Annotated in this window: 25 protein-coding genes and 1 other annotated feature; of the genes, 21 read left to right on the top strand and 4 right to left on the bottom strand. The window is 53.6% G+C overall.

The window, feature by feature from the left end:
- Positions 1-109: 109 nt before the first annotated feature.
- The 3 genes from LOS79_RS19585 (at position 110) to LOS79_RS19575 (ending at position 2,761) form a co-directional block, all read left to right on the top strand.
- A complete protein-coding gene (locus tag LOS79_RS19585) occupies positions 110-682 on the top strand; it encodes an RNA polymerase sigma factor (RefSeq protein WP_315422335.1) in 573 nt (190 codons plus the stop codon).
- The gene (locus LOS79_RS19580; RefSeq protein WP_315411730.1) at positions 646-1,845 is read left to right on the top strand and encodes a hypothetical protein; all 1,200 of its coding nucleotides are present in this window, start codon (positions 646-648) and stop codon (positions 1,843-1,845) included. The genes LOS79_RS19585 and LOS79_RS19580 overlap by 37 nt, the downstream gene beginning before the upstream one ends.
- Before the next feature lie 97 nt (positions 1,846-1,942).
- Positions 1,943-2,761, top strand: a complete 819-nt coding sequence (locus LOS79_RS19575; protein ID WP_315411729.1) for a hypothetical protein — start codon at positions 1,943-1,945, stop codon at positions 2,759-2,761.
- 4 nt (positions 2,762-2,765) lie between these two features.
- On the opposite strand, the gene LOS79_RS19570 is transcribed toward LOS79_RS19575, so the two are convergent.
- Together LOS79_RS19570 and LOS79_RS19565 are read right to left on the bottom strand one after the other, a co-directional pair.
- Positions 2,766-3,716 (bottom strand): ATP-dependent DNA ligase, encoded by a 951-nt coding sequence (locus LOS79_RS19570; protein WP_315411728.1) that lies wholly within the window; start codon positions 3,714-3,716, stop codon positions 2,766-2,768.
- Between the two features lie 11 nt (positions 3,717-3,727).
- Positions 3,728-4,684: a non-homologous end joining protein Ku gene (locus LOS79_RS19565; protein ID WP_315411727.1), complete on the bottom strand. Its 957-nt coding sequence runs from the start codon at positions 4,682-4,684 to the stop codon at positions 3,728-3,730.
- A gap of 196 nt (positions 4,685-4,880) precedes the next feature.
- Between LOS79_RS19565 and LOS79_RS19560 the strand changes: the two genes are divergently transcribed.
- From LOS79_RS19560 to LOS79_RS19515, 10 genes are all read left to right on the top strand, one after another.
- Positions 4,881-5,057 carry a hypothetical protein gene (locus tag LOS79_RS19560; protein WP_315411726.1) on the top strand — a complete coding sequence of 59 codons (177 nt, stop codon included), beginning with the start codon at positions 4,881-4,883 and terminating at the stop codon, positions 5,055-5,057.
- 12 nt (positions 5,058-5,069) lie between these two features.
- Positions 5,070-5,255, top strand: a complete 186-nt coding sequence (locus LOS79_RS19555) for an H-type small acid-soluble spore protein (protein WP_315411725.1) — start codon at positions 5,070-5,072, stop codon at positions 5,253-5,255.
- Positions 5,256-5,679: 424 nt separating this feature from the next.
- Complete coding sequence (locus tag LOS79_RS19550; protein WP_315411724.1) at positions 5,680-6,831, top strand: IS110 family RNA-guided transposase; 1,152 nt, start codon at positions 5,680-5,682, stop codon at positions 6,829-6,831.
- Positions 6,832-7,568: 737 nt separating this feature from the next.
- A complete protein-coding gene (locus tag LOS79_RS19545; RefSeq protein WP_315411723.1) occupies positions 7,569-8,549 on the top strand; it encodes a DMT family transporter in 981 nt (326 codons plus the stop codon).
- A 207-nt stretch (positions 8,550-8,756) separates the two neighbouring features.
- Positions 8,757-9,236: a tRNA (adenosine(37)-N6)-threonylcarbamoyltransferase complex ATPase subunit type 1 TsaE gene (gene tsaE / locus LOS79_RS19540; protein WP_315422333.1), complete on the top strand. Its 480-nt coding sequence runs from the start codon at positions 8,757-8,759 to the stop codon at positions 9,234-9,236.
- Positions 9,233-10,063, top strand: a complete 831-nt coding sequence (tsaB, locus tag LOS79_RS19535) for a tRNA (adenosine(37)-N6)-threonylcarbamoyltransferase complex dimerization subunit type 1 TsaB (protein ID WP_315411722.1) — start codon at positions 9,233-9,235, stop codon at positions 10,061-10,063. Before tsaE ends, tsaB begins: the two co-directional genes overlap by 4 nt.
- Positions 10,063-10,587 (top strand): ribosomal protein S18-alanine N-acetyltransferase, encoded by a 525-nt coding sequence (rimI, locus tag LOS79_RS19530; protein WP_397386802.1) that lies wholly within the window; start codon positions 10,063-10,065, stop codon positions 10,585-10,587. Before tsaB ends, rimI begins: the two co-directional genes overlap by 1 nt.
- A complete protein-coding gene (gene tsaD, locus LOS79_RS19525) occupies positions 10,584-11,633 on the top strand; it encodes a tRNA (adenosine(37)-N6)-threonylcarbamoyltransferase complex transferase subunit TsaD (protein ID WP_315411720.1) in 1,050 nt (349 codons plus the stop codon). The genes rimI and tsaD overlap by 4 nt, the downstream gene beginning before the upstream one ends.
- A gap of 475 nt (positions 11,634-12,108) precedes the next feature.
- Positions 12,109-12,404 (top strand) — a binding site (T-box leader).
- 74 nt (positions 12,405-12,478) lie between these two features.
- Positions 12,479-14,065: a 2-isopropylmalate synthase gene (locus LOS79_RS19520; RefSeq protein ID WP_315411719.1), complete on the top strand. Its 1,587-nt coding sequence runs from the start codon at positions 12,479-12,481 to the stop codon at positions 14,063-14,065.
- 107 nt (positions 14,066-14,172) lie between these two features.
- Positions 14,173-14,541 (top strand): VOC family protein, encoded by a 369-nt coding sequence (locus LOS79_RS19515; protein WP_315411718.1) that lies wholly within the window; start codon positions 14,173-14,175, stop codon positions 14,539-14,541.
- Positions 14,542-15,068: 527 nt separating this feature from the next.
- Here LOS79_RS19515 and LOS79_RS19510 read toward each other — a convergent pair.
- Entirely contained in the window at positions 15,069-17,024 is a 1,956-nt protein-coding gene (locus tag LOS79_RS19510) for an ABC-F family ATP-binding cassette domain-containing protein (protein WP_315411717.1), read from the bottom strand.
- 217 nt (positions 17,025-17,241) lie between these two features.
- Here LOS79_RS19510 and LOS79_RS19505 point away from each other — a divergent pair, with 217 nt between their 5' ends.
- From LOS79_RS19505 to groL, 7 genes are all read left to right on the top strand, one after another.
- Positions 17,242-17,880 carry a 5-formyltetrahydrofolate cyclo-ligase gene (locus LOS79_RS19505; protein WP_315411716.1) on the top strand — a complete coding sequence of 213 codons (639 nt, stop codon included), beginning with the start codon at positions 17,242-17,244 and terminating at the stop codon, positions 17,878-17,880.
- Positions 17,871-18,347, top strand: a complete 477-nt coding sequence (moaC, locus tag LOS79_RS19500) for a cyclic pyranopterin monophosphate synthase MoaC (RefSeq protein WP_315411715.1) — start codon at positions 17,871-17,873, stop codon at positions 18,345-18,347. The genes LOS79_RS19505 and moaC overlap by 10 nt, the downstream gene beginning before the upstream one ends.
- A gap of 89 nt (positions 18,348-18,436) precedes the next feature.
- Positions 18,437-18,922, top strand: coding sequence for a MogA/MoaB family molybdenum cofactor biosynthesis protein (locus LOS79_RS19495; protein ID WP_315411714.1), 486 nt, complete (start codon positions 18,437-18,439; stop codon positions 18,920-18,922).
- A 129-nt stretch (positions 18,923-19,051) separates the two neighbouring features.
- The gene (gene tatA, locus LOS79_RS19490) at positions 19,052-19,291 is read left to right on the top strand and encodes a twin-arginine translocase TatA/TatE family subunit (protein ID WP_315411713.1); all 240 of its coding nucleotides are present in this window, start codon (positions 19,052-19,054) and stop codon (positions 19,289-19,291) included.
- 110 nt (positions 19,292-19,401) lie between these two features.
- On the top strand, positions 19,402-20,163 hold the full coding sequence (gene tatC, locus LOS79_RS19485) for a twin-arginine translocase subunit TatC (protein ID WP_315411712.1): 762 nt from the start codon (positions 19,402-19,404) through the stop codon (positions 20,161-20,163).
- Between the two features lie 322 nt (positions 20,164-20,485).
- Positions 20,486-20,767 (top strand): co-chaperone GroES, encoded by a 282-nt coding sequence (groES, locus tag LOS79_RS19480; RefSeq protein ID WP_315411711.1) that lies wholly within the window; start codon positions 20,486-20,488, stop codon positions 20,765-20,767.
- A gap of 101 nt (positions 20,768-20,868) precedes the next feature.
- Positions 20,869-22,500, top strand: a complete 1,632-nt coding sequence (groL, locus tag LOS79_RS19475; RefSeq protein WP_315411710.1) for a chaperonin GroEL — start codon at positions 20,869-20,871, stop codon at positions 22,498-22,500.
- 125 nt (positions 22,501-22,625) lie between these two features.
- Here the strand turns inward: groL and LOS79_RS19470 are convergent, their stop codons facing one another.
- A complete protein-coding gene (locus LOS79_RS19470) occupies positions 22,626-23,603 on the bottom strand; it encodes a tRNA dihydrouridine synthase (protein WP_315422331.1) in 978 nt (325 codons plus the stop codon).
- 205 nt (positions 23,604-23,808) lie between these two features.
- Here LOS79_RS19470 and LOS79_RS19465 point away from each other — a divergent pair, with 205 nt between their 5' ends.
- Entirely contained in the window at positions 23,809-25,455 is a 1,647-nt protein-coding gene (locus LOS79_RS19465; RefSeq protein ID WP_315411709.1) for a clostripain-related cysteine peptidase, read from the top strand.
- Positions 25,456-25,580 lie beyond the last annotated feature (125 nt).

Below are 25,580 nucleotides of genomic sequence, written 5' to 3'. Positions count from 1 at the left end.
GTCCGGATTCTGTATGGTACCTTTTTTGCGCAAAATGTCCCTTTTGGCATCGTCCGGTGCTTATAAGGATGGTAGGAATAAAGAGAGGGGAGTTTCCGATTTGGATGAGATGGAACACCTCGTTGTCCGGGTGCAAAACGGCGAAGTGGAGCCGTACGGGCAGATCGTCGAGGCTTTTCAGAAGCCGATGTACCGTTATTGCAGCCGTCTGCTCGGCAATGCAGCTGAAGCGGAGGATGCTGTGCAGGAGATACTGGTAAAAGCCTATCAAAATATTGGCCAGTACCGTCCGCTCGCCAGCTTCTCCTCATGGCTGTATAAAATCGCTTATCATCATTGCCTGCAGGTCATCCGCCAGCGCCAGCGGCAGGGCCGGCTGCTGACGCTGCTGCGGCCGCAGAAATTCGCGGAAAGCCCGGAGCAGGTGATGGACCGCTGCCTGTTTGATGAACCGCTGGCTGTGGCGCTTTCCCGGCTGAAAGCGGAGGAACGGAATCTGCTGGTGCTGCGGATTTTTGAAGAGCAAAGCTTTGCGGAAATGGCTGCTATCTTGGGGAAAAATACGGATGCGGTCAAAAAAAGATACCGGCGCACAATCGTTAAGCTCACTGACATGCTGCAAGCTCAAAATGAGGGGGAGGAACAATGGACGAGCAAATCTCTGCTGAAGAAAGAAGGATAAGACGAATGGGCTCCGGTGACGCTTCGGACAGCTTTGATGTCAAGTCATCCGTCATGGAGCGGGTACGGGCCATCCATGAGGAACGGATTGCGTCAAAGCCCGGAGCGGCAGGTGTCTTGGGACAAGCAGTGACTGGAACGGAAGTGCAGGCGCCTGTTATGAGCAGACAGCAGCTGCCCCCGGGGCCTCCTGCAGCGAAGCGGGGCAAAGGATTGGCCGCCGGACTCTGCGCAGCGGCACTGCTTGGGCTGGCTGGTCTCGGTGTTCTCCAGAATGCGGTGGATCAAGAGACCTCAGGAAAGGAGCAGCGCCCGGATTTTGCGGTTACCCGGCAGACCGATGGAGAGCCTCTGGCCTTGAAGGACAGCGGCGGCAGGGTTGTGGCGCAGCTGAAGAGCTTCGTGAGTAAGGCCTATACCCCGGCTTATACCGGATCAGCTTCTGCACGGGAGCGGTACGGTAAGCTGAGGGAACAATATGAACTTCAGGCGCAAGAGTCTATACAGCCGGGAGAGACGGCGGCTTATTATGTAAATGACAGTGAGCTGGTTTCATTGATGAAAGGGCTGGGGTATGGAGATCCCCTGTTTTTCACGAATAAAACCATTCAATATGACAACTACGATGAGTTACTGGCAGCCCGGGAGCAAACGGGAAAATGGAGCTTCTTGCTGCCTCCTGAGGCGATAGGCGGGTTCCGGTTTACTCAAGGCTGGCTGTTCACGAATACTCCCTCTGCATTTGAGCCGCAGTACCAGCAGGTACTGGGGGAACTGAAGGCCAAAGCTGAAGCTGCTCCAGACGGGAATCCGCTCGCCATAACCTTATGGACCTTGAAGGATCCCGCACGGGCCGAGCTGGTGTACCGGGAAGGCGCCCGGCAGCTTACACTCAATGTGAGCTGGGACAATACAGAAACAACCGGTCCTATTCAAATCCTGGTGTCCACTGGACAGACTGCCGAAAGTTGGTCTTTTGGCGGCCAGGAGCTGCTGTTTATTGCCGGGGCAACCGGTGGCAAAGAACTGGACGGTAATGCAGGAAGCAGGCTGTATTGGTATGACAGCGCCTATGGAGGGCTTGCTTGGATAACAGACCCGCCGGATCAGCGGCTGCCCAGAGAACAATGGGAGACCATTGCCGCCGGCATGGTACAGCGGTGAGGAGAGAAGTTTATAGGCACATGTCCCTTTTTGCAGCCCGGCGGCATTGCAAGAGTGCTGCAGCAACAACAAATCAACCGAAAGGAAGGAATTGAATATGATCAGGATAAAAAAAGCGGCTGTTGCCGCAGTAGGCTTGTCCATGCTGCTGAGCGCAGCAGCCGGAGCGGCGGGAGCGGCGGGAACGCTGCCTGACAAATTAAAGAATAAAAGTAACGGCATTATGGCGACAGAGAGCGCCAAGCCGGCTGTGTCCTCTTCAATCGATGCTCAGCTGGCTAAGGAATACGAGCTTCTCTTGAAAGCGGGGGAGGTGCAGGCCATTTATGTGAATGATGCCAAATTCAACGAGTTGGATAGTGTGAATATCCGCTACATGCCGTTAAGCTATAACTCTGTAAGCACAGCAGCACAGAAATTATCCGCTATGGGCGGAGATGTACTGATGGCTCCGGCTTCGCTGCCCAAGGATTATGTGCTGAAGGAGGCAACCATCAGCCCGGATGTTCCTTTATTTTATCATGAGGAATACATTCAGCTCAGGGATAAACTCAAGCAGCAGTCCAAAGCAGCCGGTAAAAAGGTCGTTTCTGAAATGCTGACATGGAGCGGATTTGTAACCAATTTGACTTATACCCGCAAGGGGGAGGCATTGAGCCTGCGCGCTGAGCCTGCCAGAGAGCTTGCGGCTGGATACACGCTCGCTTTATTACCGGGGGACAAGGACGAGCGGGTGCAGGTGAACGGGCAGGAGATGATGTTCACCTCCTTTGGCCCGCATCATGACAAACTCAAATCGCAATTGCAGTGGAGCAGCGCGGACGGCAGTGTGGAATATACATTGACGGATACCCGGAACACTGTACAGAGCAAAGCGGAGCTGCTGGATATTGCCGGCAGCCTGACTGCCCAGTAGGCAGCTAGGTGTCCTTCTGGCTCCAAGAACATGACCGGGCCGGCAGGTCAACCCTGGCCTGAAGCACCGGCTGGCGCATAGTGCCTGAAGCGTTCCATTCCAGAAAATTCACCTTGAACACCAGCTGCGGCTTCAGCCAGACAGCGCCCTTACTGCGCTCGGGAGAAGCGGCAAATGGCATCTCCAGGGCGGTCAGGCCGGGCGTCAGCTCTGTAAGATCCTGCCAGTCGCGCATGGTCAGCTTGCCTGCTCCGGCATGGCCGATATAGTGCAGCTTGCCTTCATGGTCAAAAAGCCCGAGCAGAAGAGCGTTGACCCGTCCGTCGCGGAAGGTAACACCGCCTGCGACTGCGGTCAGATCGCGGCTTATCTTGCGTTTGAGCCAGCGTTTATCCTTACCGCCGGGGGTGTAGATGCTGGTTGTGTCCTTGCAGACGATGCCTTCCAGTTCCTTGTTCTGTGCAGCCGTGAACAGCTCCGCCGGACTTTGATAGCTGGGTACGGCCTGCACGAACGGGTGCGGCAGCAGCATCCCGGCGAGCAGGCGCTGCCGCTCGGCCAGCGGCTGGTCCAGTACCCAGCGCCCGGCACAGTAAAGGATATCGAAGACCATATAGATGACCGGAACCTGCTGCCGGGCCGCCCGGATGGCAGCGTCATTCTTCAGGCTGTCCCGCCGCATGACCTCGTGGAAGGACGGTTTTCCTCCGCTGAGCGCAATGATTTCCCCGTCCAGAATGACGGAAGGGCTTTTGCAGTAAGCCCGGACATCGGCCAGCTCAGGATATTGCAGCGTGCGCCGGTTGCCGCGCCGGTTAATCAGCTCCGTTCCGCTGCCGTCGCCGTAGGACAACATCCGCACACCGTCCCATTTAATCTGGGCGATCCAGTTTCCGCCTTCCGGCATCCGTTCGGTCAGAACGGGTTCAAAAGGGATGATCGGCTGCAGCTTCATGCGCCGGCCCCCTAAGAACCCGTTTCTTTCGTTTTGGGGCTGCGCCGTTTCGGTTTGGGAACGATCACCGGTACTGCTGCCGGCCCTGCTGCGGAGGCCGGGGCTGAACGGGCGGTTTTGGCGGGTTTCCGCCCTGCGCCGGCTGCCGGAGTTTTGCCTTTTTTCGCACCGGTAAGACCCGGGCCGGGATCGCTCGGAATATGCTGCACGGCTTCAATGCTGGCCTGGAGGGCAGCCATCAGGTCAATCACATTGTTTTCCTGGCGGGCAGGAGCAATGTGGAATTCTTCTCCGGCGATTTTATGGGTAATCAGATCGAGCATGCGCTGGCGGTAATCATCGGTATATTTTGCCGGCTCAAAGGGGGTGGACAGCTGGGAAATGAGCAGCTTCGCCATATCCAGCTCTTTGTCGTTAACGCTTCCCGGCTCCGGCAGCCCGGGTACCTGCGATACCGGCCGGACCTCATCCGGGTAGAATATGGTCTCAATGGCCAGGCATTCGTCCAATACGCGGATCGCGGCCAGACTGCTTTTGGAGCGGATGGAAATTTTGGCGATGCCGATTTTACCGGTCTGGCGCATGGCCTCCATCAGCAGCCGGTACGCGTTTGAGCCTGCCTGGTCGGGTGAGAGATAGTAGGTTTTTTGGAAATAGATCGGGTCGATCTCCGTTAAATCCACGAAATCCAGTATGGTGATGCTCTTGCTGCTCTCCTCCGTTAACTGATCCAGCTCCTCCTTGTCGAACAGGACAAACTTACCCTTCTCATATTCGTAACCCTTGCCGATCTCCTCCCAGGCGACCTCCTTGTCGCAGACAGGGCATTTGCGTACATAGGACAGCGGGCTCCCGCATTCTTTGTGGATGTAGCGCAGTGAAATGTCTTTATCCTCTGTGGCCGAGAACATCTTGACCGGAACATGTACAAGTCCGAAGCTGATGGCTCCTTTCCAGACGGTATGCATACGAATCGCCTCCTGATAATTATTGATGAAGATGAGCCTAAGATGATGTTTAAGTTCGATACGGCTTAGTATGAGGCAGCGGTGCTTTTTCTAGCCGGGTGCATGATTTGCGAACCTTTGGAAAAAATAAAGCTGTTCAGCTTAACCGCAGATGGGGCGGCCGGGCTGGAAAGTCTTAGCGATGGCGGGAGAGCATATGGAAAAAGAGCGCAACTGGATGGATGTCCTCTCCGGAGAGGATATTCCGGCGGAGGTTGTTGATTGGGCCGGTATTATTGCAGACCCGGGTGAAGCGGAGCTTAGTGAGGATGCCGGGCTGCTGGATGCGGAAGCCACAATCGGCGAGCCTGTTGAAGAGGAAGACGAGGAATAAGGAGGCAGCGATATGGATGTGAAACGCGCGAAGGATATTTACGCGTCTAAGGATAGCATTGCGGTGCATCTTGACGGGCAGCCAGTCTGGATTGAGCATGTGGACGGTGACAACGGAATGGCTACTGTACAGGTAGGTTCACGGCCGGATAATACAGTAACGGTCGGCGTGGACCGGCTGGAGGAGCAGGGGAGATAAATAAAAATCCAATAACATAAACCGGCTGCGGGGGTGTACCCGATTAGCCGGTTTATTTGCTGTTCCAACCATTAAGATGCTGAAAGCTGCCGTAAGCAGGCGGAAGGTGCGGGTGAGATATGAATGATCCGGCCTCTTGCGAGAAAGTAGATTGACACGAAACCGCTATTATTGAATGGGTCAGCGTTACGGACTGAGGAGGCGTTAAGCCTGTCGAAAAGCGGCAGAATGCCTGCGATACGGACCACAGCGCCGTTATTTCACCGGAAAAGTGGAGCTGCCAGCTTGAACGTAGTGAATAGTTATCATGAACGAAACCGACATCACAATTTGTTTATCTCGTAGGTTAAATTGGAAATCCTAAGAGTGAATGGCTCAAAGATCCCAATTCAGAGCTAACAAACAAAAAGGAGTCGGTTTACTAATGAGTATCGCCAAAAAGTATATTGGATTAGACGTATCCAAAGCCAAAATTGCTGTAGCCATCGCAGATGAGGGCCGTGGCGAACCCCGCTTTTGGGGGATTATTGAACATACCAAGGAACGCATACTAAAGCTTCTACATCAACTGCAAGGTTCCGGTGAATCCCGAGTGGAACTGGAAGTCTGCTACGAAGCCGGGCCCACCGGGTACATGCTTCACCGTTGGCTCCTCGAAGCCGGCATTGCCTGTACCGTTGTTGCTCCTTCTCTTATCCCTCAGCGCGCTGGGGACCGGATTAAAACCGACAAGCGGGATGCGCTTCGCTTGGCTCAACTCTTTCGGGCTGGCGAACTAACGGGGATCTACATCCCCTCTCCTGAGGAGGAAGCGCTCCGGGATCTCGTTCGAGCCCGCGAGGACGCCAAAGAAGATATGAACCGCCACAAGCAGCGCATGGGCAAGTTCCTGCTGCGTTTGCAGCTCTTCCCTCCAAGCAAGGTCAAGGCCTGGACCTTCGCCTTTGAAGAGTGGCTGGATACCCTCCGCTTCGAGAGTTCCTGCCACCGCATAGTCTTCCAGGAATACCGGGAGAGCATTCGAGAAACGGCAGAACGACTTCGGCGTTACGAAAAAGAGATCGAGCGTCTCTCTCACACCCATGTGCAGGCGCCACTTATTGAAGCCCTTCAGGCGCTGCGAGGAGTGGCCACACTCACCGCTACCACACTGGTGTCGGAGATGGTCAGTGTGACGCGGTTTGCCAGCGCCCCCTCGTTCATGAGCTACTGTGGGTTAGTACCCAGTGAACACTCCAGCGGTGTGAGCCGTAGTCAGGGAAAGCTGACCAAGGCAGGCAATGCACATTTGCGGCGGGTGCTGGTCGAAGCGGCCCACCATTACCGGCACTCACCGGGCGTACGGCGCAAATTGCGGGAGCGAATCAGCGGACTGCCGCCGGAGGTGCAGCGAATGGCCTTTGAGGCACAAAATCGACTTCATCGCAAATACATGACGATGCTGGGAAAAGGGAAGCACAAATCGAAAATCGTAGCCGCCATTGCCCGGGAGCTTGCCGGCTTTGTATGGGCTATTGCCAGAGTTCTGGAGAAGGGCGACCGAAACCCAGCCACGGATTCTCTAATTGCCGGATAACCCTTGCCGTACATGGACGACAAGGCCACACGTTACGTTACTGAAAAAAAGTCCCACCCTAAAAGAAAGGAAGTGAAAACCGGGAAGCTAGAGCATGACTTACCTTGGAGGCAAAATCGAGCAAGGTGAAGAGAAACGCCGCGGAAGACCTTTGTGCCCGTTTGCTTGCAAACGACGGACGAAAATAGTTAGCGGCAGGCTCTTCAGATGGATAGATACCATGTGTAAACCCACGAATATCAGGATGCCAACCAGCGAATGATTTTTGCCTCCAAGTTAAGAACATGCTCCTCCCTATGTGTTGAGAAGAAAGGTTAAACACTGCGTCAACCCTTTGGGAAAAAGGGAACCTCCTCTAAAAGACGTCAATTGATAGGTTTGTTTAAGTGCGCCAAAAACGGGATTGCTACTGCGGCGCTTGACTGTTTCGTTCATATCAAGGTCTGTGATGTCCGCAAGCCCGCTGAAAGTGCTGAAAATGTGCGAATAGGGGCTGTGATGTCCGTAAAGAAATCAGACCGGCTTATATTCGGCTTGACTGTTAAAATAGGGGCACAAGTGCCCCTAAATCAGCCCGCTGTGGGCGGTATAGAGGAAAATAGGAGCACAAGTGCCCCTAATCCGCCGGAAGCCCGGCAGCAGGCCCGGCAGGCGAAAGATCACATCAGAGCTGACACAGAGGTTGACGGCAGCCGCCGTAACCTTCTATATTGGGGGAAGAATTTTGACGAAAAGAGATGATAGACTTGCGCCCCATTGTGCTTGGCGTCTGTTCGGCGCTGTTTTTTGCGGTAACGTTTGTACTTAACCGGAGGATGGAGCTTGCGGGAGGAAGCTGGGCCTGGAGCGCCTCGCTGCGGTATTTGTTCACCCTGCCCTTTCTGCTGGCGATTGTCGCCGGCAGGGGGAAGCTGAGGCCGCTGCTGGCGGCGATGCGGGAACGTCCGGGTGCCTGGCTGCTCTGGGGGACTGTCGGGTTCGGTCTGTTCTATGCGCCCATTTGTTTCGCGGCGGCGTACGCACCAGGATGGCTGACGGCCGGGACCTGGCAGATTACGATTATCTCAGGCTCCCTGCTTGCCCCGTTCTTCGGGCAGTGGATCAACGGGCCTTCCGGCATTCCTCAATACATACGCGGTAAAATCCCGCTGCGCGGGCTGCTTCTCTCGCTAATCATTCTGGCCGGAGTAGCTCTGCTGCAGGCTGAGCATGCGCGCGAGCTGGCTCCCTCCCAGGTGTGGCTTGGCATCCTCCCGGTGCTGATTGCCTCCTTTGCGTATCCGCTCGGCAACCGCAAGACTATGGAGCTGTGCGGGGACAAGCTCGATGTCTTTCAGCGCATTCTCGGCATGACACTGGCCAGCCTGCCCTTCTGGCTGCTCCTGAGTCTTTACGGCCTGGCCGATGCCGGCTTGCCGTCCTCATCACAAGTAGGGCAGTCCGTAATCGTCGCCTTATCGTCAGGTATAGTTGCGACTGTGCTTTTTTTCCGTGCTACCGATCTGGTCCGCAGCAGCATGAGCGGCCTTGCCGCGGTAGAAGCCACCCAGTCGCTGGAGGTATTATTTGCCCTGCTCGGTGAAATGCTGATTCTCGCCTCACCGCTGCCGTCCCTGCTGTCCTGGGCCGGAATTGCTGTCATTATCGCCGGCATGGCGCTGCATAGTTTGTTCTCACAGCATTCAGGGGGGGCTGCCCCTGATCGGGAAAAGCGGTGAGGCTTGCAGAGAACCAGCATCAGCAGGAAATGAAGCTTTAGCTGCTGCCAAACATTGCTCCCGGGCGGGCCGCTCCTGTTGCGGTGCAAGTATCATACCGATATAATTAAAAGTATTGTAATCGTCAAGATTTCTGTTTCAGCGAGAAACAGAAGGATAAAGTATAGCTATTTTCTAAAAGGTGGTATTGCATTTTTGGACAATAATATGGAGACGGTGTTCACTTACCGTTCATACAGCCTTCAGGACACAGATGCACTCGCCGCAGCCATTGCTGCCTTATCTGAGCCGGGTATGGTTATCGGGCTTGACGGGGACCTCGGTGCCGGCAAAACCGCATTCTCGCAGTGTTACGCCCGGCATCTTGGAGTGGAAGGAATTGTGAACAGTCCTACTTTTACAATTATCAAGGAGTATGAAGGGCGGCTGCCGCTTTATCATATGGATGTATACCGGCTGTCATTCCAGGAAGCGGATGAGCTGGGGCTTGAAGAATATTTCTACGGCCAGGGCGTGAGTCTGGTGGAATGGAGCAGCATAATTACGGATCTGATGCCGCCGCGGCATCTGCATATAGAGCTGAAGTCAGCCGGACCGGATGAACGGGAGATTACGGTGACCGGAACCGGGGAGCCTTACGCCGGAGTGTGCCGGGCGCTGATCCAGAAGTGGGGTAATGAATCATGACGAATTTCAATAATGAGCCGCGCAAGCGGTTTTTGGCGCTGGATACATCGACGGCGGTGCTTGGAGTGGCGGTTACCGCGGACGGTGAGCTCCTGCATGAGATTAACGCCTCCGGGGAGCGGAATCACTCGGTGCATCTGCTGCCGATTATTGAGCAGGCGCTGCAGGCCTCGGCGACTGCTCCGGACATGATCGGCGGAGTAGCCGTCGGTGTCGGACCCGGGTCGTATACCGGGACCCGCATTGCCGTAACGGCGGCCAAGACACTGGCCTGGGCCTGGAATGTGCCGGTTACCGGTGTATCCAGCCTGCATGCGCTGGCGTGGGGCGGCTATCATGCGGCACGCACGCAGCGGCAGGAAGGCGCAGCCGCTGAGCCGCCTGCAGGTGAAACGGCGGGACCAGACTGGATCATCCCGCTGATGGATGCCCGGCGCGGGCAGGCCTATTCCGCGCTCTTCGCTGCGGACGGGGACAACCCGCCGCAGCGGCTTGCGCCTGATGCCATCCGGCTGATGGCGGACTGGGTACAGGAGCTGGACGCGCTGCTGAAGACAGCCGCAGATGAAGGGCGGCAGCCGGGCAGGCTGCTGTTCACCGGTGAGACGGGACTGCACGGAAGCCCGGAAGCGCTGGCTGCACTTGCCGGAGCCGGCGGCATCGAGGTAATGCCATATGAGCTTGAAGGCCGCTGGACAGGCTTCCTGGCCGAAGCGGGCATCTATGAGGAAGCCGCAGATATTCACGCACTGATCCCCAATTATACGCAGCTTACCGAAGCGGAGGCCAATCTTCGCCGGAGCCGTGAAGGGAGCCTGAATAAATGATGACGGAACCGGGAGCAGGAAGAGACCAGGGGGCTGAGCTTGTTTTTCGGCTGATGCGGCTGGAGGATGTCCCTGAGATTCTTGTAATTGAACGAGAAGCCTTCACTATGCCTTGGACAGAGGAGGCTTTCCGCAATGAGCTGACCCATAATCATTTTGCCAAGTATATGGTGATGGAGCTGGCCGGGCATATTATCGGTTACGCCGGAATGTGGGCGATTGTCGATGAGGCGCATGTCACGAACATTGCGCTGCTTCAGGCTTACCGCGGGCGTAAATGGGGAGAGCGGCTGCTGGATGAGCTGATGAAGACGGCGGCTTATCTCGGCATGAAGTCGATCACGCTGGAAGTGCGGGTCTCCAATGAAGTGGCCCAGAATTTGTACCGCAAAAAAGGCTTTCGCCCTGCCGGTACCCGCAAGGGCTATTATTCGGACAACCGTGAGGATGCGCTCATCATGTGGGCGGATCTGCCGGAATACGGGGAGCAAGGTTTGACGGAAGGAAGCGTGGAACTGAAATGAAGACAGAAACGGGCGCAGCAGAGCCTGTATTTATACTTGCTATCGAAACAAGCTGTGATGAAACATCGGTCGCTGTAGTCAAGGACGGCAGTAAGGTGCTGTCCAATATCATCTCCAGCCAGATTGAGACGCACCGGGCCTTCGGCGGCGTAGTGCCGGAAGTGGCTTCACGCAAGCATGTGGAGGTCATTACGCTGGTTATTGAAGAAGCGCTAAGCACGGCGGGAATTACCCCGCAGGAGCTGACGGCTGTAGCAGTGACCCAGGGTCCAGGACTTGTCGGGGCACTGCTGGTCGGTGTTGTTGCTGCCAAAAGCCTTGCGCTGGCCTGGGGCAAGCCGCTCATCGGCACCCATCACATTGCCGGCCATATTTATGCCAACCGGCTGGTGAAGGAATTGCAGTATCCGAACATGACCCTGGTCGTGTCGGGAGGGCATACGGAACTGGTTCTGATGGAGCGGGAGGGTGAGTTCAAGATTATCGGGCGCACCCGGGACGATGCTGTAGGTGAGGCTTACGACAAGGTGGCGAGGGCGCTCGGCTTCCCTTACCCCGGCGGTCCCCATGTGGACCGGCTGGCCCGGGAAGCGCAGGAAGCCTTCCCCTTGCCGCGCGTATGGCTGGAGCCGGGTTCGTATGATTTCAGCTTCAGCGGCCTGAAATCTGCTGTACTGAATGCCGTGAATCAGAGCAGGATGAAGGGACTGGAACCGGATGTGGCCGGGATTGCCCGCGGCTTCCAGGAGTCCGTGGTAGAGGTGCTGGTAGAGAAGGCTGTCCGGGCTGTCCGCGAGTGCGGTGCCCGCCAGCTGCTGCTCTGCGGAGGGGTGGCAGCCAACAAGGGGCTGCGTGAAGCGCTGACCCGGCGCTGTACCGCAGAAGGGATTGAGCTGATTGTCCCGCCGCCGGTCTATTGTACCGATAATGCGGCGATGATCGGTGCCGCTGCTTATGTGAAGTGGAAGCATGAAGGCGGAATACCGCTGGATATGGTTGCCGATCCCGGGTTCTCACTGGAGAAGTGGTCGGTATCCGCCTATTGACTTCTGTAAGAGAACACGGGTATAATCAGTTCAATTCATTACATCTAGTTCAATATTGAACAAACGCGATGATTGGAAGCATTAAGGTAACTCCGGGTTAAGAGAGCTGCGGGATGGTGCGACACAGCCGAAGGAGACCTGAACTCGTCCGGGAGCGGAGCGGTGGAAGCGGGATGCTCCTTACAGGAGCAGAGGCTATGCAGTATGCAGGCCAGTCCTTTCGTACACCGTTACGGTTTACCTCCGTAACAGGGTTATTGAGTGGATATCACAGGAGCGGCGGAATTCAGCTAATCCGGATATCAACAAGAGTGGTACCGCGAGGGTGAACAGCCTGTCGTCTCTTGAATGAGACGGCAGGTTTTTTTGCGGGAATTTTTATGTTTTGGGGTCCCCGCAAAGTACCTGAGTCATCTTCTGCGCCAAAGCCTCACTTTGTGGGGGGATTGCGCGCTTGTATAGGCGCACATAGGAATTACACGCAATGACCGGGAGTAGTAGACGGCCAAGGTGAACAGAGAGCTGCGGGGTGGTGCGACGCAGTCACCGGAGGAAAGTCGAATCTCGCCCGTGAGCGGAGCGGCGGAAAGAGCTTCAGGTACGCCGCTACGGATGTCCCCGTTACCGGACTTTCATGCAAAGCCGCCAGTTTGATTATGAAACTGAGGCGCCTGCATGATGCGGAGCTGGACGCAGCTTTAAGCTTGCCTACTTGGGAGCCCATGCGTCAAAAAGAGTGGTACCGCGGAGGGGTGACCCGCCGTCTCTTTATTGAGACGGCGGTTTTTTGTGTTTTCTGGAAGAGCAGGCAGGCTGTACAAACCCAATTTGAGGAGGACAAAACGATGATTATTCCGGTAAAGAAACGAATTCAGATTTTTGACACGACGCTGCGTGACGGGGAACAGGCCCCGGGGGCGAGCCTTACCCCTGAGCAAAAGATTATTCTGGCCGGTAAGCTCGCTGAACTGGGCGTGGATATCATGGAACCGGGCTTCCCTGTATCAAGCCCGGGCGATTTCGCAGCGGTAGAAGCGATCTCCCGGAAGATTCAGGGCGTGGAGATCTGCGGCTTCGCCCGTGCGGTCAAAGGCGATATCGATGCGGCTGTAAGGGCGACGCGCGATGCGGCACGGCGGCGGATTCATCTGTTCATCTCCTCCTCCGATATTCATCTGCGCCATCAGCTGCGCAAGAGCCGGCCGGAGGTTGTAGCAGCTGCGCGCGAGATGACGGCCTATGCCCGCCAGTTCAGCGATGTGGTGGAGTTCACCGCGATGGATGCGGCACGGACTGGAATTGATGATCTGATCGAGATGGTCGAGGCGGTAATTGAAGAAGGTGCGACCATTATTAACTTGCCTGACACCGTAGGCTATGCGCTGCCGCATGAATACGGGGAGATGTTCCGGCGGGTACGGCTCGGGGCGAGGGGCGGGGATAAGGTAAGCTACAGCGCCCACTGTCATAACGATCTGGGGCTGGCTGTGGCGAACAGCCTGGCCGCGATTGCCGGCGGCGCAACGCAGATCGAGGTTACGGTTAACGGTGTAGGGGAGCGCACCGGCAACTGTGCACTGGAGGAGCTGGTGATGGCGCTGGAGACGCGCGGGGATTCCATCGGTGCCGAGACAGGAATTAAGCTCGATAAGCTGTACGACACCTCGCGGATCATCAGCGGGGCGATGCATTTCCCGATTGCATACAACAAGCCCGTTGTCGGCCGGAACGCCTTCCAGCATGAATCCGGCATTCACCAGGACGGCTTGCTGAAGGACCGCAGCACGTATGAGATCATGGACCCGGAACGGCTGGGCATTCCGCGCAGCATGATTATTCTCGGCAAGCATTCCGGGCGCCATGCGCTGAAGGACCGCGCCGCGAAGTACGGCATTGCCCTGGATCCGGCGGAGCTGGACGCGCTCTACGAATCCTTTAAAGAGACCGCTGACCGGCAGAAGGCGGTCAGCGATGATGAGCTGCTGCGGATGATCAGCAGCACCACCGGACAAGAAGCGCAGGTATACGCGCTTGGCGAGGTCCAGGTGCTGGCGGGCAGCGCGCCGCACCGCGTAGCTGCAGTTACGGTGCGCCATCTGCGCAGCGGGACTGAAACCACGTACACGAGCACCGGCGAGGGGCCGCTGGAGGCCGTTATTGCCGCAATCGGGCAAGGGATTGACGGCGGCCTGCTGTTTGACGGGCTTGAGCTGCACTCCCTGGGCAGCGGCGGGAATGCCCAGGCGGAGGCGGCTGTGATGGTCGAATGGAACGGAGTCAAATTCCGGGGAACCGCCATCCATCAGGATATCGTTATGGCGGCAGGCATCGCTTATATCGCCGCCTGCAATGCGGCGCTGCTGGCTGAATCGGCTGCGGCTTCTCCGGGGGAAGCAGAGGCCGGAAGTCCAAGCGTCCGCCGCAGTTCCTAAAAAATTAAAAAATCGCTACTGACATAACGGTGGCAGTAGGCGGATTGTATAATCAGGATATATCACATGCAAGAACATAAATAACAGTATATCCTGAGGAGGACATTATGCCAGCAATCGGACCTGACTTCATCTCACTTCAAGTGAGTAATCTTGAACGCTCTGCGGAATTCTATCAACACTATCTCGGATTCGTCCGCTCACAGGCGGGCCCTCCGCATGCTGTGGTTTTTGAAACAAAGCCTATTGCATTTGCTCTTCGTGATCTGATGCCAGGAGTAGAACTCGGTTCAGGCACTCAACCAGGACTTGGTGTCGCTCTGTGGCTGTATGCCCCGGATACGCAAGAAATCCACGACAGGCTTGCTGCAGCAGGTGTACAGATTACTTCCGCGCCCATAGACGGGCCCTTCGGACGGACCTTTACCTTTGCTGACCCGGACGGTTACCTGATTACTCTTCACAGTAAAGGCTAATCCGCAGAGGGATCCGGCTTACTAACAGGGTTGATTTCCACGATGCTCCCGCTTAGGCCGATCCGTTTGACCTGTTCTTCCGCTTACAAGCGCGAAGAGCGGGTCTTTTTTATGAGGAAGGCTATGCGGAGATCTGTTCTATTGACAATTTCACCCGGGCCTGATTTCAGGGAAAAAACAATAGATTTTCTGCCTAATGCAGCTTTTGTCAAGCTGTGTACAACGTTATCCACATATTCTGCACGAGTTGTGTAAAAAGCGTGTAAAGTCAGCATTTTAGCCTCTTTTTTTAACAACATCAACGGGGGTTATCTGAATAAAGTATTACTGTGAGAAATGTGGATAATGTGGATAATTCGGTGGATAAAAAGTCCTTGACACAGAATATAGCGATTTTACGCATAAAAAAAGCCCCGGAGGGCTAATTATTAGCAGTAGTTATACACGGAAACTGTGGATGGTGCTGTGGATAACTAATTATGAACAAATCGGGAACAGTCGAACTTTATTTTTTTACTGTGCTTACATTATTCGTCAGCCAATTTCTCCCATTCGCTAAAGAAGTCCCCCAGCTGCTGTTTCTTGGCTTTAAGGTCACTTTCATGCGTCTGCAGCGCCATATAATCCTGATAAACCTCAGGTTTGGTCATTTCATGCTCAACTCTGGAGATGGCTTCCTCCAGCCCCGCAATGTTCTCCTCCAGCTCCGCGATCCGCCGCTGGCGGTTACGTTCCTCGCGTTTGGCCTGCTTATCGGCTTCATAAGAGAGTGAAGAACCTTTGTCGGCTGGGGCAGGTTCGTTGTCCGTATTCCGGGAAGTCTTCGCTGCGGCAAGCTCCGCTTCCTCTTCGGCAATGGCTTCCAGCTCGTGTTTTTTCTCGATATAGTCGTCATAATTGCCCAGATATTGATCAATACCGCCGGGATGCAGCTCCAGGACCCGCTCGGCCATCTTGTTCAGGAAGTACCGGTCATGGGAAATGAACAGCAGCGTGCCTTCAAAATCAATCAGGGCCGCTTCCAGTACCTCACGGCTGACCAGATCCAGGTGGTTGGTAGGCTCGTCGAGAATCAGCATGTTGGCACCGCGCAGCATCAGCTTGGAAAGGGCAACCCGCGCCTTCTCGCCGCCGCTGAGTGCCGCTATCCTCTTCAGGACATCCTCGCCGCTGAACAGGAAGTTGCCGAGAATGGTCCGGATCCGCGCTTCCTCCAGCATCGGATATTCACTCCACAGCTCCTCAAGCACCGTGTTGCGCGGATTCAGCCTCGTCTGCTCCTGGTCGTAGTAGGCGATCTTCACCTTGGTTCCCCAGTTCACTGTTCCGGCCGACGGCTCGCGCGAACCGGTCAGACACTGGAGCAGCGTGGATTTGCCGATACCGTTTGGCCCGATCAGCGCTGCCGTCTCGCCCCGTCTAAGCTCGAAGGAAGCGTTACGGAAGAGCGGGGCCGCCCCTTCGTTAAAAGCAACAGCAACGCTGCGGAGCTGCAGCACCTCCTTGCCGGACATGAAGTCAGGCTCGAAGGAGAAATTGGCCTTCTTCAGATCCCCGAGCGGCTTGTCGATACGTTCCATCTTGTCGAGCGCCTTACGCCGGCTCTGTGCCCGCTTGGTGGTGGAGGCCCGCACGATGTTGCGCTGCACGAAGTCCTCCATCCGGGAAATCTCATCCTGCTGCTTCTCATATTGCTTCATACGGATCTCGTATTCCGCAGCCTTAAGCTCCATGTAGCGGCTGTAATTACCTGTATATCTGCGGGACTGGTGGCGTTCAATCTCCACAATGGTAGTTACCAGCCTGTCCAGGAAATACCGGTCATGGGAAACTACCAGGATTCCGCCGGCATATCCCCGCAAATAATCCTCCAGCCAGGTGAGTGTCTCAATGTCCAGATGGTTGGTCGGCTCATCGAGCATAAGCAGGTCAGGGGCCTGCAGCAGTATGCGTGCCAGAGCCAGCCGGGTTTTCTGTCCGCCGCTGAGGGTGGCTATCGGCGTATCCGGTGCGAATTCCCCGAAGCCCATCCCGTGCAGCACGCTGCGGATCCGTGTGTTCATCTCATATCCGCCATGGTCCCTGAACCAGTCGGACCGTCTGGCATAACGCTCCAGCAGATCCTCATACCGCTTCTCGTCCCCGGTAAGAGCGGGATCGGCGATATCGCTCTCGAGCTGCCGCAGCTCAGCCTCCGCTTCCAGCAGCGGTGCGAATACAGCGAGCATCTCTTCCTGGATTGTTTTATCAGATTGAAGGCCGCTGTTCTGGGCCAGATAACCTATAGTTGTCTCTTTGGATTTGTGGATTTGTCCGCTGTCGTAGGACATCTCCCCTGCCAGAATCTGCAGGAATGTGGATTTGCCGGCGCCGTTAACCCCTACCAGGCCGACTCTTTCCTTCTCGTTCACCATTAAGCTGATGCCGTCCAGCACGCTTGTTATTCCGTATGATTTCGTGATTCCTGTCGCTTGAAGAAGCATTCTGATGAAACCTCCACCCATGCATATTGGCCTTGGCATTCATGCCCGGCTCTGAAATAATCTTAATCTACAGTTTACATGAAAAAAGTTTGCCGCGCGAGGTTCATTCTTCTAACAGTGCAAATGAAGCAACCTTGGCTAACCGGGGAGAAGAGTGGTAAACTGAGCTTACAGACTTAGAATAACAAGGAGCATGTTGAAGAGGAGGCAGCTGGCTATGCAGGACAGCAGCAAACGGCTGGCTCTCCGGAAGCGCGAATTGCGGGCCGAGACAGCTGCTTCGAGGGACGGGCTGCTGCCGGAGCAGAGAGAAAGATTGTCTGCTCTGGTGTGTAGTCATGCCTGGAGCTGGATTACAGCGGAGAAAGTACGCTCACTGCTCGCTTATGCCCCGTTCCGCTCCGAGCTGGATTGCCGCCCGCTGCTGATGCACGCCTGGGCGGAGAACTGCGAGGTGCTGCTTCCCCGGGTTAACCGGGAGGCAGGTACACTGGGCATTCATCCCGTTCGTTCCTGGGATGAGCTTGTGCCCGGCGCCTATGGCATACCGGAGCCTGCAGCCGGGGGAGCCGTCCCTGCAGCAGACTCCGGACTGCCGGAGGCTGTATTCGTGCCCGGCCTCGCTTTCGACCGGCGCGGCGGACGGCTTGGCTACGGACAGGGGTACTATGACCGCTTGCGGGCGGCCGGGACAGCCGGAGCTCAGGAAACTGTCCGGCCGCTGTGGATCGGGCTCGCCTATAATCTGCAGGTCGTGCCTGAAGTGCCGCTGGAAGAGCATGATGCCTTAATAGATATGCTGATTACGGAGAACGGCATCTGGAATTGCCGGGAGGAGAAGATGCTATGGAGTTAAGTCATTTCAATGAACAGGGCAGAGCCCGCATGGTGGATGTAAGCGGGAAGGAGATTACCCGGCGGACTGCCGCCGCCCGCAGCCGGGTTCATATGGCACCCGGCACACTGGACGCCATTAAGGCCGGGACAATAGGCAAGGGGGATGTGCTTGCTGTAGCCCAGGTTGCCGGAATTATGGCTGCCAAGCAGACCGCCTCATGGATTCCTATGTGCCACCCGCTGCCGCTTACCGGGATAGATATCAGCTTCTCGGATAACGACCTGGATGAACTATATATAGAAGCAACTGTCAAGACAACGGGGCTGACCGGCGTGGAGATGGAGGCGCTGACTGCGGTATCCGCAGCGGCGCTGACAGTATACGACATGTGCAAAGCGCTGCAGAAGGATATGATCATCGGACCGACGATGCTCCTGTCGAAGAGCGGCGGCAAGAATGGGGATTACGCGCTGGAAGAAGAATAAATGAACAGCATGAGCTCACGCGGAAGGCGCTGAAGGCGGCTGCCCAGGCAGCCGGATATACATAGTACACAGAGAAGGAGGGACAACCTATGGCGTGGAAGACAGCAATCCTGACGGCCAGCGACAAAGGGGCCAGAGGCGAACGGGAAGACACGAGCGCCCAGGTTATTCGGGAGCTGGTGGAAGAGGAGCTTGGAGGCGAGATTGTAGAGTACCGGATCGTACCCGACGAGCAGGATGAGATTATTGCGGCATTGATTGAGCTGACGGATTACTTCCAGGCGGATCTGGTTCTGACCACTGGAGGCACCGATCTGGCCATCCGTGATGTTACCCCTGAGGCGACCCGGCGTGTAATCGAGCGTGAGGTCCCTGGAATGTCCGAAGCGATGCGGAGTACGGTTATGCAGAAGAACCGCGCGGCGATGCTGTTCAGAGGCATCTGCGGCATCCGCGGGCGGACGCTGATTGTCAATCTGCCCGGCACTCCGAAGGGCGTGCATGAGAATCTGGCCGCCATTATGGACCAGCTGCCGGAAGCTCTGCTGATGGTTACCGGGCAATACCGCCAATAACAGCCGGAATCCCCTTCACTTTTCCGGAGAATCGTCAATTAAGACGATGGATGTGTGATATAAGTTATGGTATTATTATTTTATCGTTAACGATATCATGAACGGGTAGAGTGATGGGAGGAAACCGAAATGCTAAGTGGTATTGGTGCACCCGGAATTATTCTATTGGTTATTCTGGCGCTGCTGCTCTTCGGGCCGAATAAGCTTCCGGAGCTTGGGCGGGCAGTTGGACGTACCTTCCGCGAATTTAAGGATGGTGCACGCGAGATCATCAGTGAACCCGAACCGGTCAAGAAGAGCGAAGCACCTGCTCCGCCGGCTCCACAGAGTGCAGCAGAACTTCCGCAAGACCGCCGGCTGCCGGAATAATGGTTATCTACTCACGCAGGGGCGTCTTTCCCAGGTCTGATTCAGGGCCGGGGCGGCGCCTCTTTTTTTCACCATAGCTAATTTCATATGTTATTTCGGGTGGTGTGGAAATGGAAGCAGAAGAAATGTCTCTGGTTGATCATCTGAGCGAGCTGCGCAGAAGGATTATCTATGTATTGATCATATTTGTGGCCGGCCTGGTGCTGGGCCTGTTCGTGGCTAAGCCGATTTACCTGTACCTCATCAGTGCTGAGCCTGCCCAGGGATTCGTGCTGCATGCCTTCTCCTTCTGGGACGGAATCGGCATGTATGTGAAGATTGCCATGGCCGTATCGCTGGTGTTCGCGGTGCCGTTTACCGTGTTTCAGCTATGGGCGTTTATCAGCCCCGGCCTGCGTCCCGTAGAGCGGAGTGCAGCGCTGCGCTATGTGCCTTATGTGTTTCTTCTGTTCCTGGCCGGCCTGGCCTTCGCTTATTTCATCGTGTTCCCGATGGCCTTGTCCTTCACGATTTCGGTTACCCGCAGCATGGGGCTTGAAGAGACCTACGGCATTGCCGAATACTTCAGCTTTCTGTTCGGGCTGGTGCTCCCGCTCGCTCTGCTCTTTGAGCTTCCGCTGATTGTGATGTTCCTGACGCGGCTGCGGGTGCTGAATCCGCTGCGCCTGCGCCGGATGCGCCGGTATGCTTATTTTGCACTCGTATTCATCGCTGTTGTGATTACACCGCCTGACTTCATCTCGGACTTTCTGGTGACCATTCCGCTTCTTGTGCTGTATGAATTCAGCGTGTTTTTGTCTGCGCTTGTTTACCGCAAGCAGCTCAGTGCAGATGCACAGCGGGAAGCGCGTTACGTTAAGTCGGTGGAATAGTGGGGGCATAATTTGCCCCCTGGTGGATAGAATGTAAGAGAGTATGTGCGGGACAACCCCTGAAACCAGTTTTTTCCGCAAAACTGATACGATTTTATGTAAAAGGACTTGAAATCCGCCTTCAAGTTGAGTATCATAAAAATTGTTGTTAGCACTACAGACGGTTGAGTGCTAACGCTGCGGTGCAGAAGGAAATATGGTTGATGCAGCCTCATTCAGGGATACTCCTTTGGCGGCATTGCCATAGAGACCGTATGGTTCCCCGCAGCTCAATCTATGTTTTCAAGGTAAACAACATAATTTCAAAGGAGGCTATTTTTTCATGATTAAACCACTAGGTGAACGCGTATTGGTAGCACCAAGCGAGCAAGAGCAGACCACTTCTTTCGGGATTGTGCTTCCGGACTCTTCCAAGGAGAAACCGCAAGAAGGCACAATTATCGCTGTAGGCAGCGGAGTACTCAAAGATGGAGTCCGCGTTGCGCTGGAAGTTAAAGAAGGCGACCGTGTGCTTTTCTCGAAATATGCCGGAACTGAAATCAAATACGAAGGCAAAGAGTATCTGATTATGAAAGAAAGCGACATCCACGCGATTCTCGACTAGTCTGCCGAGCCTTTGATAAGCAAGATATAAGATACTTAGTAAGCCCCAAACTTACGTTTATACTCTCGGAGTTCGACAAAATTTTAGGAGGTTAACACACAATGGCAAAAGAAATTAAATTCAGTGAAGACGCCCGCCGCGCAATGCTGCGCGGGGTTGATGCTTTGGCAAATGCGGTTAAAGTAACACTCGGACCTAAAGGCCGCAACGTGGTGCTGGAGAAGAAATTCGGCAGCCCGCTGATCACTAACGACGGTGTAACCATCGCCAAGGAAATTGAGCTTGAAGATGCATTCGAGAACATGGGCGCACAGCTTGTTAAAGAGGTTGCTACCAAGACTAACGATGTAGCCGGTGACGGTACTACAACTGCAACTGTTCTGGCACAAGCGATGATCCGCGAAGGCCTGAAGAACGTAACTGCCGGTGCTAATCCGATGGTTATCCGTAAAGGGATCGACAAAGCGGTTAGAGCGGCTGTAACTGAGCTGCAGAAGATTGCTAAGCCGATCGAAGATTCCCAGGCTATCGCTCAGGTAGCAGCTATCTCCGCAGCTGACGATGAAGTGGGCAAGCTGATTGCTGAAGCTATGGAAAAAGTGGGCAAAGACGGCGTTATCACCGTTGAAGAATCCCGCGGCTTCCTGACTGAGCTTGAAGTGGTAGAAGGCATGCAGTTCGACCGCGGCTACATTTCCCCGTACATGATCACTGACACGGACAAAATGGAAGCTGTACTGGAGAACCCGTACATCCTGATCACTGACAAGAAAATCAGCAGCACCCAGGAAATCCTTCCTTTGCTTGAGAAGATCGTACAGCAGGCGCGTCCGCTGGTAATCATCGCTGAAGATATCGAAGGCGAAGCTCAGGCTATGCTGATCGTGAACAAACTGCGCGGAACATTCAACGCTGTTGCTGTTAAAGCTCCTGGCTTCGGCGACCGCCGCGAAGCTATGCTGCAGGACATCGCTGCCCTGACCGGTGGTCAAGTGATCACTGAGAAGCTCGGCCTTGATCTGAAGAGCACTACGGTTGACCAACTGGGTAACGCACGTCAAGTGCGCGTAACCAAAGAGAACACTACAATTGTTGACGGCAGCGGCGACAAAGCGGACATCAATGCCCGCGTAAGCCAAATCCGTTCCCAGCTGGAAGAAACCACTTCCGAGTTCGACAAAGAAAAACTGCAGGAGCGTCTGGCTAAGCTGGCTGGCGGCGTAGCCGTTGTCAAAGTTGGTGCTGCTACTGAAACTGAACTGAAAGAGCGCAAACTGCGCATCGAAGACGCCCTGAACGCAACCCGCGCTGCGGTTGAAGAAGGTATCGTATCCGGTGGGGGTACAGCTCTTGTGAACGTATATAACGCTGTTGCTGCTGTAGAAGTAAGCGGCGACGAGAAAACAGGCGTGAACATCGTATTGCGCGCTCTGGAAGAGCCGGTCCGCACAATCGCTGCTAACGCTGGTCAAGAAGGTTCCGTAATCGTGGACCGTCTGAAGAAAGAAGCGATCGGCATCGGCTACAACGCTGCTACCGATGAGTGGGTTAACATGTTCGAAGCGGGTATCGTTGACCCTGCCAAGGTAACCCGTTATGCTCTGCAGAACGCGGCTTCCGTTGCGGCAATGTTCCTGACTACTGAAGCGGTTATCGCTGATAAGCCAGAGCCTGCAAGTCCTGCCGGAATGCCTGATATGGGCGGCATGGGCGGTATGGGTGGAATGATGTAATGAAATCATTATCGAAGTAATTCGATGATGAACGACCACTGTTTGACCACATAGTGCAAAAATGAGAGACCTTTCAAGAGTTCATTGAACTTTTGGGAGGTCTCTCATTATTTTATTTAGGTGTTTCAATCTAATTCTTGGTCTAAAAGAGGTATTACTAAACGACGTACTTCATCTGTTGAGGCGGTATTCATTAATTGGTCTTGTAGTTCGCTTGCGCCGCTAAATCCACGAACATAGATTTTGAAATAGCGAAGAAGTGGTCTAAATGAACGCGGCAGCGTTTCTGTTGAATATTTATCGTGAAGATCCAACTGTAAAAGAAGTAAATTGAGAAACTCCTTCGCGCTATGTTCTCTAGATTCTTTCTCAAAGGCAAAAGGATTGGTGAAAATGCCGCGGCCAATCATGATACCATCAACGCCGTATTGTTCTACTAATTTTAATCCTGTTGCACGGTCCGGAATATCCCCATTAATGGTTAGCAACGTATTTGGAGCCATTGCATCGCGTAATTTTTTTATTTCAGGAATTAGTTCCCAATGTGCATCTACTTTACTCTTCTCTTTTTTTGTACGAAGGTGAACAGAAAGATTCGCAATATCCTGTTTCAATATATGTCCTAACCAATCGCGCCACTCGTCAATATTAGAGTAACCCAATCTTGTTTTAACACTAACCGGCAATCCACCTGCTTTTGCCGCTTGAATAATTTCTGCTGCAACTTCAGGATGCTTTATTAATCCGGCCCCTTTTCCACTGGATGCACCGTTGTGTGCTGGGCATCCCATGTTTATATCGATACCACGAAAACCAAGTTTTTTCATATCCATACTCATTTGTTCAAACAGTGCAGGTTTATTGCCCCAAAGATGAGCGACAATCGGTTGCTCATCTTCTGTGAACATTAATCGGCCACCTACATTTTCTTTTCCTACAGGGTGACAATAATTTTCTGTACTTGTGAATTCCGTGAAAAATACGTCAGGTTTTGCGGCTTCACTAATGACGTGACGAAATACAATATCTGTGACATCTTCCATTGGTGCTAATACAAAAAAAGGCTTTGGTAAATTAAGCCAAAAGTTTGGTTCGTTACTCATATTATCTTCTCCTGTTGCAATAAATAGGTCATCATACATAGTATCATTTTTTTTCGTTAGATGCACAGAATCAATGGTATGAGGCTGGTGCCAGAGGTGAGTTGCCAGTGCGGACTTAAAGATTTCTTTAACTTTCACACGGGGGAGAATCCGTCATGTTAGAGTAGTAGCTTGATAGATTTTCAAATTGAAAGGGCAGAATCTGATGAAGAATATCCGAAGTTTAATCATTTTGCTAATCTTTCTTCTTGCAGCAGCTCCATCGGCAGCGGCACAAAGCTCAAACTATGCAGAAGGACTTAATCACTTGGGATTGTTCAGCGGAACGGAGAATGGCTATGAACTTTCGCGGGTGCCTACCAGAGCAGAATCCCTTGTAATGATGCTGCGTCTGTGGGGGAAGGAAGACGAGGCCCTGAAAAGCACCTACAAAAACCCTTTTAAGGATACGGGTTGGGAAAGCCGCTACGTGTCGTATGCCTATGCAAAAGGTGTAGTTAACGGAATTAATGAATATAGTTTTGGCGGTAACCGGCCAACCTCGCTAAACCAATATTGTTCAATGGTTTTAAGGGTTTTGGGATATTCAGAAACAAAGGGCGACTTTACCTATGAAACTGCGGTTTCTTTCGCCTCATTGGTTTTAGGAATAGACCTTACAAAAGACCCCGAATTCAATCGGGGAACTCTTGCGAAAATTAGCAGTTATGTTGTAAATACAAGACCCAAAAACCAAATTGCCACACTGGGTCAAACCCTTAGTGAAACAGATGTTTTCACAACGCAAGGTCTAAACGAGGCAAGGTCACTTTGGGAGCAGGACAAAAATGCAGAATCATCGACGATCTTAATCTATGCAGTTGGTTCTGATCTTGAATCACAGCAAGGCCGGCTGACAGATGACCTGGAAGAAATTCTTCGTGGTCAGCCAAACCAAAATACGAAAATCCTGATTCAAACAGGCGGAACGCTCAAATATCACAATAACTATATGACTGATGGAGCATCAGAACGCTTTGAGGTTGTTAAGGGACAACTTAAAAAGCACGATAGCCACATCCAAACCGCAGCATCAGACCCTAAAACACTAAAGGATTTTCTTGTTTGGGGCAAAACCGTTGCACCAAGTGATCGTTATATACTGATTTTATGGGATCATGGGTATGGTACAATGGGCGGATTTGGTGCAGACGAGCTAAATGAACGAAAAACGATGAAGGTTTCGGAGCTTTCGAAGGCAATCGGTGCATCAGATATGTATTTTGACTTAATCGTTTTTGATGCATGTCTTATGGGCACAGTTGAAACGGCCTATGCCCTTAGAGACCATGGCAAATATCTCATAGCTTCTGAAGATTCAACTCCCGCGGCAGGGTTGTATTATACCACATGGATAGGTGCGATGGAGCGAAACCCGCAGATTAGCACTGAAAGAGTAGGGCGTTTAATCTTAGATTCCTTTACCCTTCATTCGGGGATTGAAGCTAAGATGCAAACCACAATGTCTATGATGAAGCTTTCTCAGGCTGAATCCCTGGTTAAGGCAATAGAACATGCAGAATTTGATTCCTCACTAACAGATCTTGCAAACAACGCAGAGCTATTAGGCAAGAACGATGGGATATTTGATCAATATGATCTTATAGAGATCATGGGCGAATCATCAGAAATCACTGCTGCAGCCCAAGCACTTGCATTCGAAGTAAGAAATTCAGCAGGCTATAACAATCGAAACGGCGTAGCTTTATATGTCCCTAACAGAAAAATCGCACAAGCACATGAAATGAAAGAAGAGCTAAAAGCTATAGATCTTAGCTCTAAGTATATTGAAACTATTCTTAACGGAAAATAGCTGTAAAGGCTGATCGTTTCCAGAATGTGGTCTTACCATTATTGTGCTTCCGGCTTCGCATGAGTTTATTAAACTTATGCGGGCCTTTTTTGCGTGTCGTGGTAACAAGCTGGCTTCCTAGTCTA

It is taken from the genome of Paenibacillus sp. MMS20-IR301 (genome assembly GCF_032302195.1).
Classification (GTDB): domain Bacteria; phylum Bacillota; class Bacilli; order Paenibacillales; family Paenibacillaceae; genus Paenibacillus_AQ.
The sequence above is the reverse complement of the archived record's forward strand: the minus strand, read 5'-3'. Positions and strand labels throughout refer to the sequence as shown.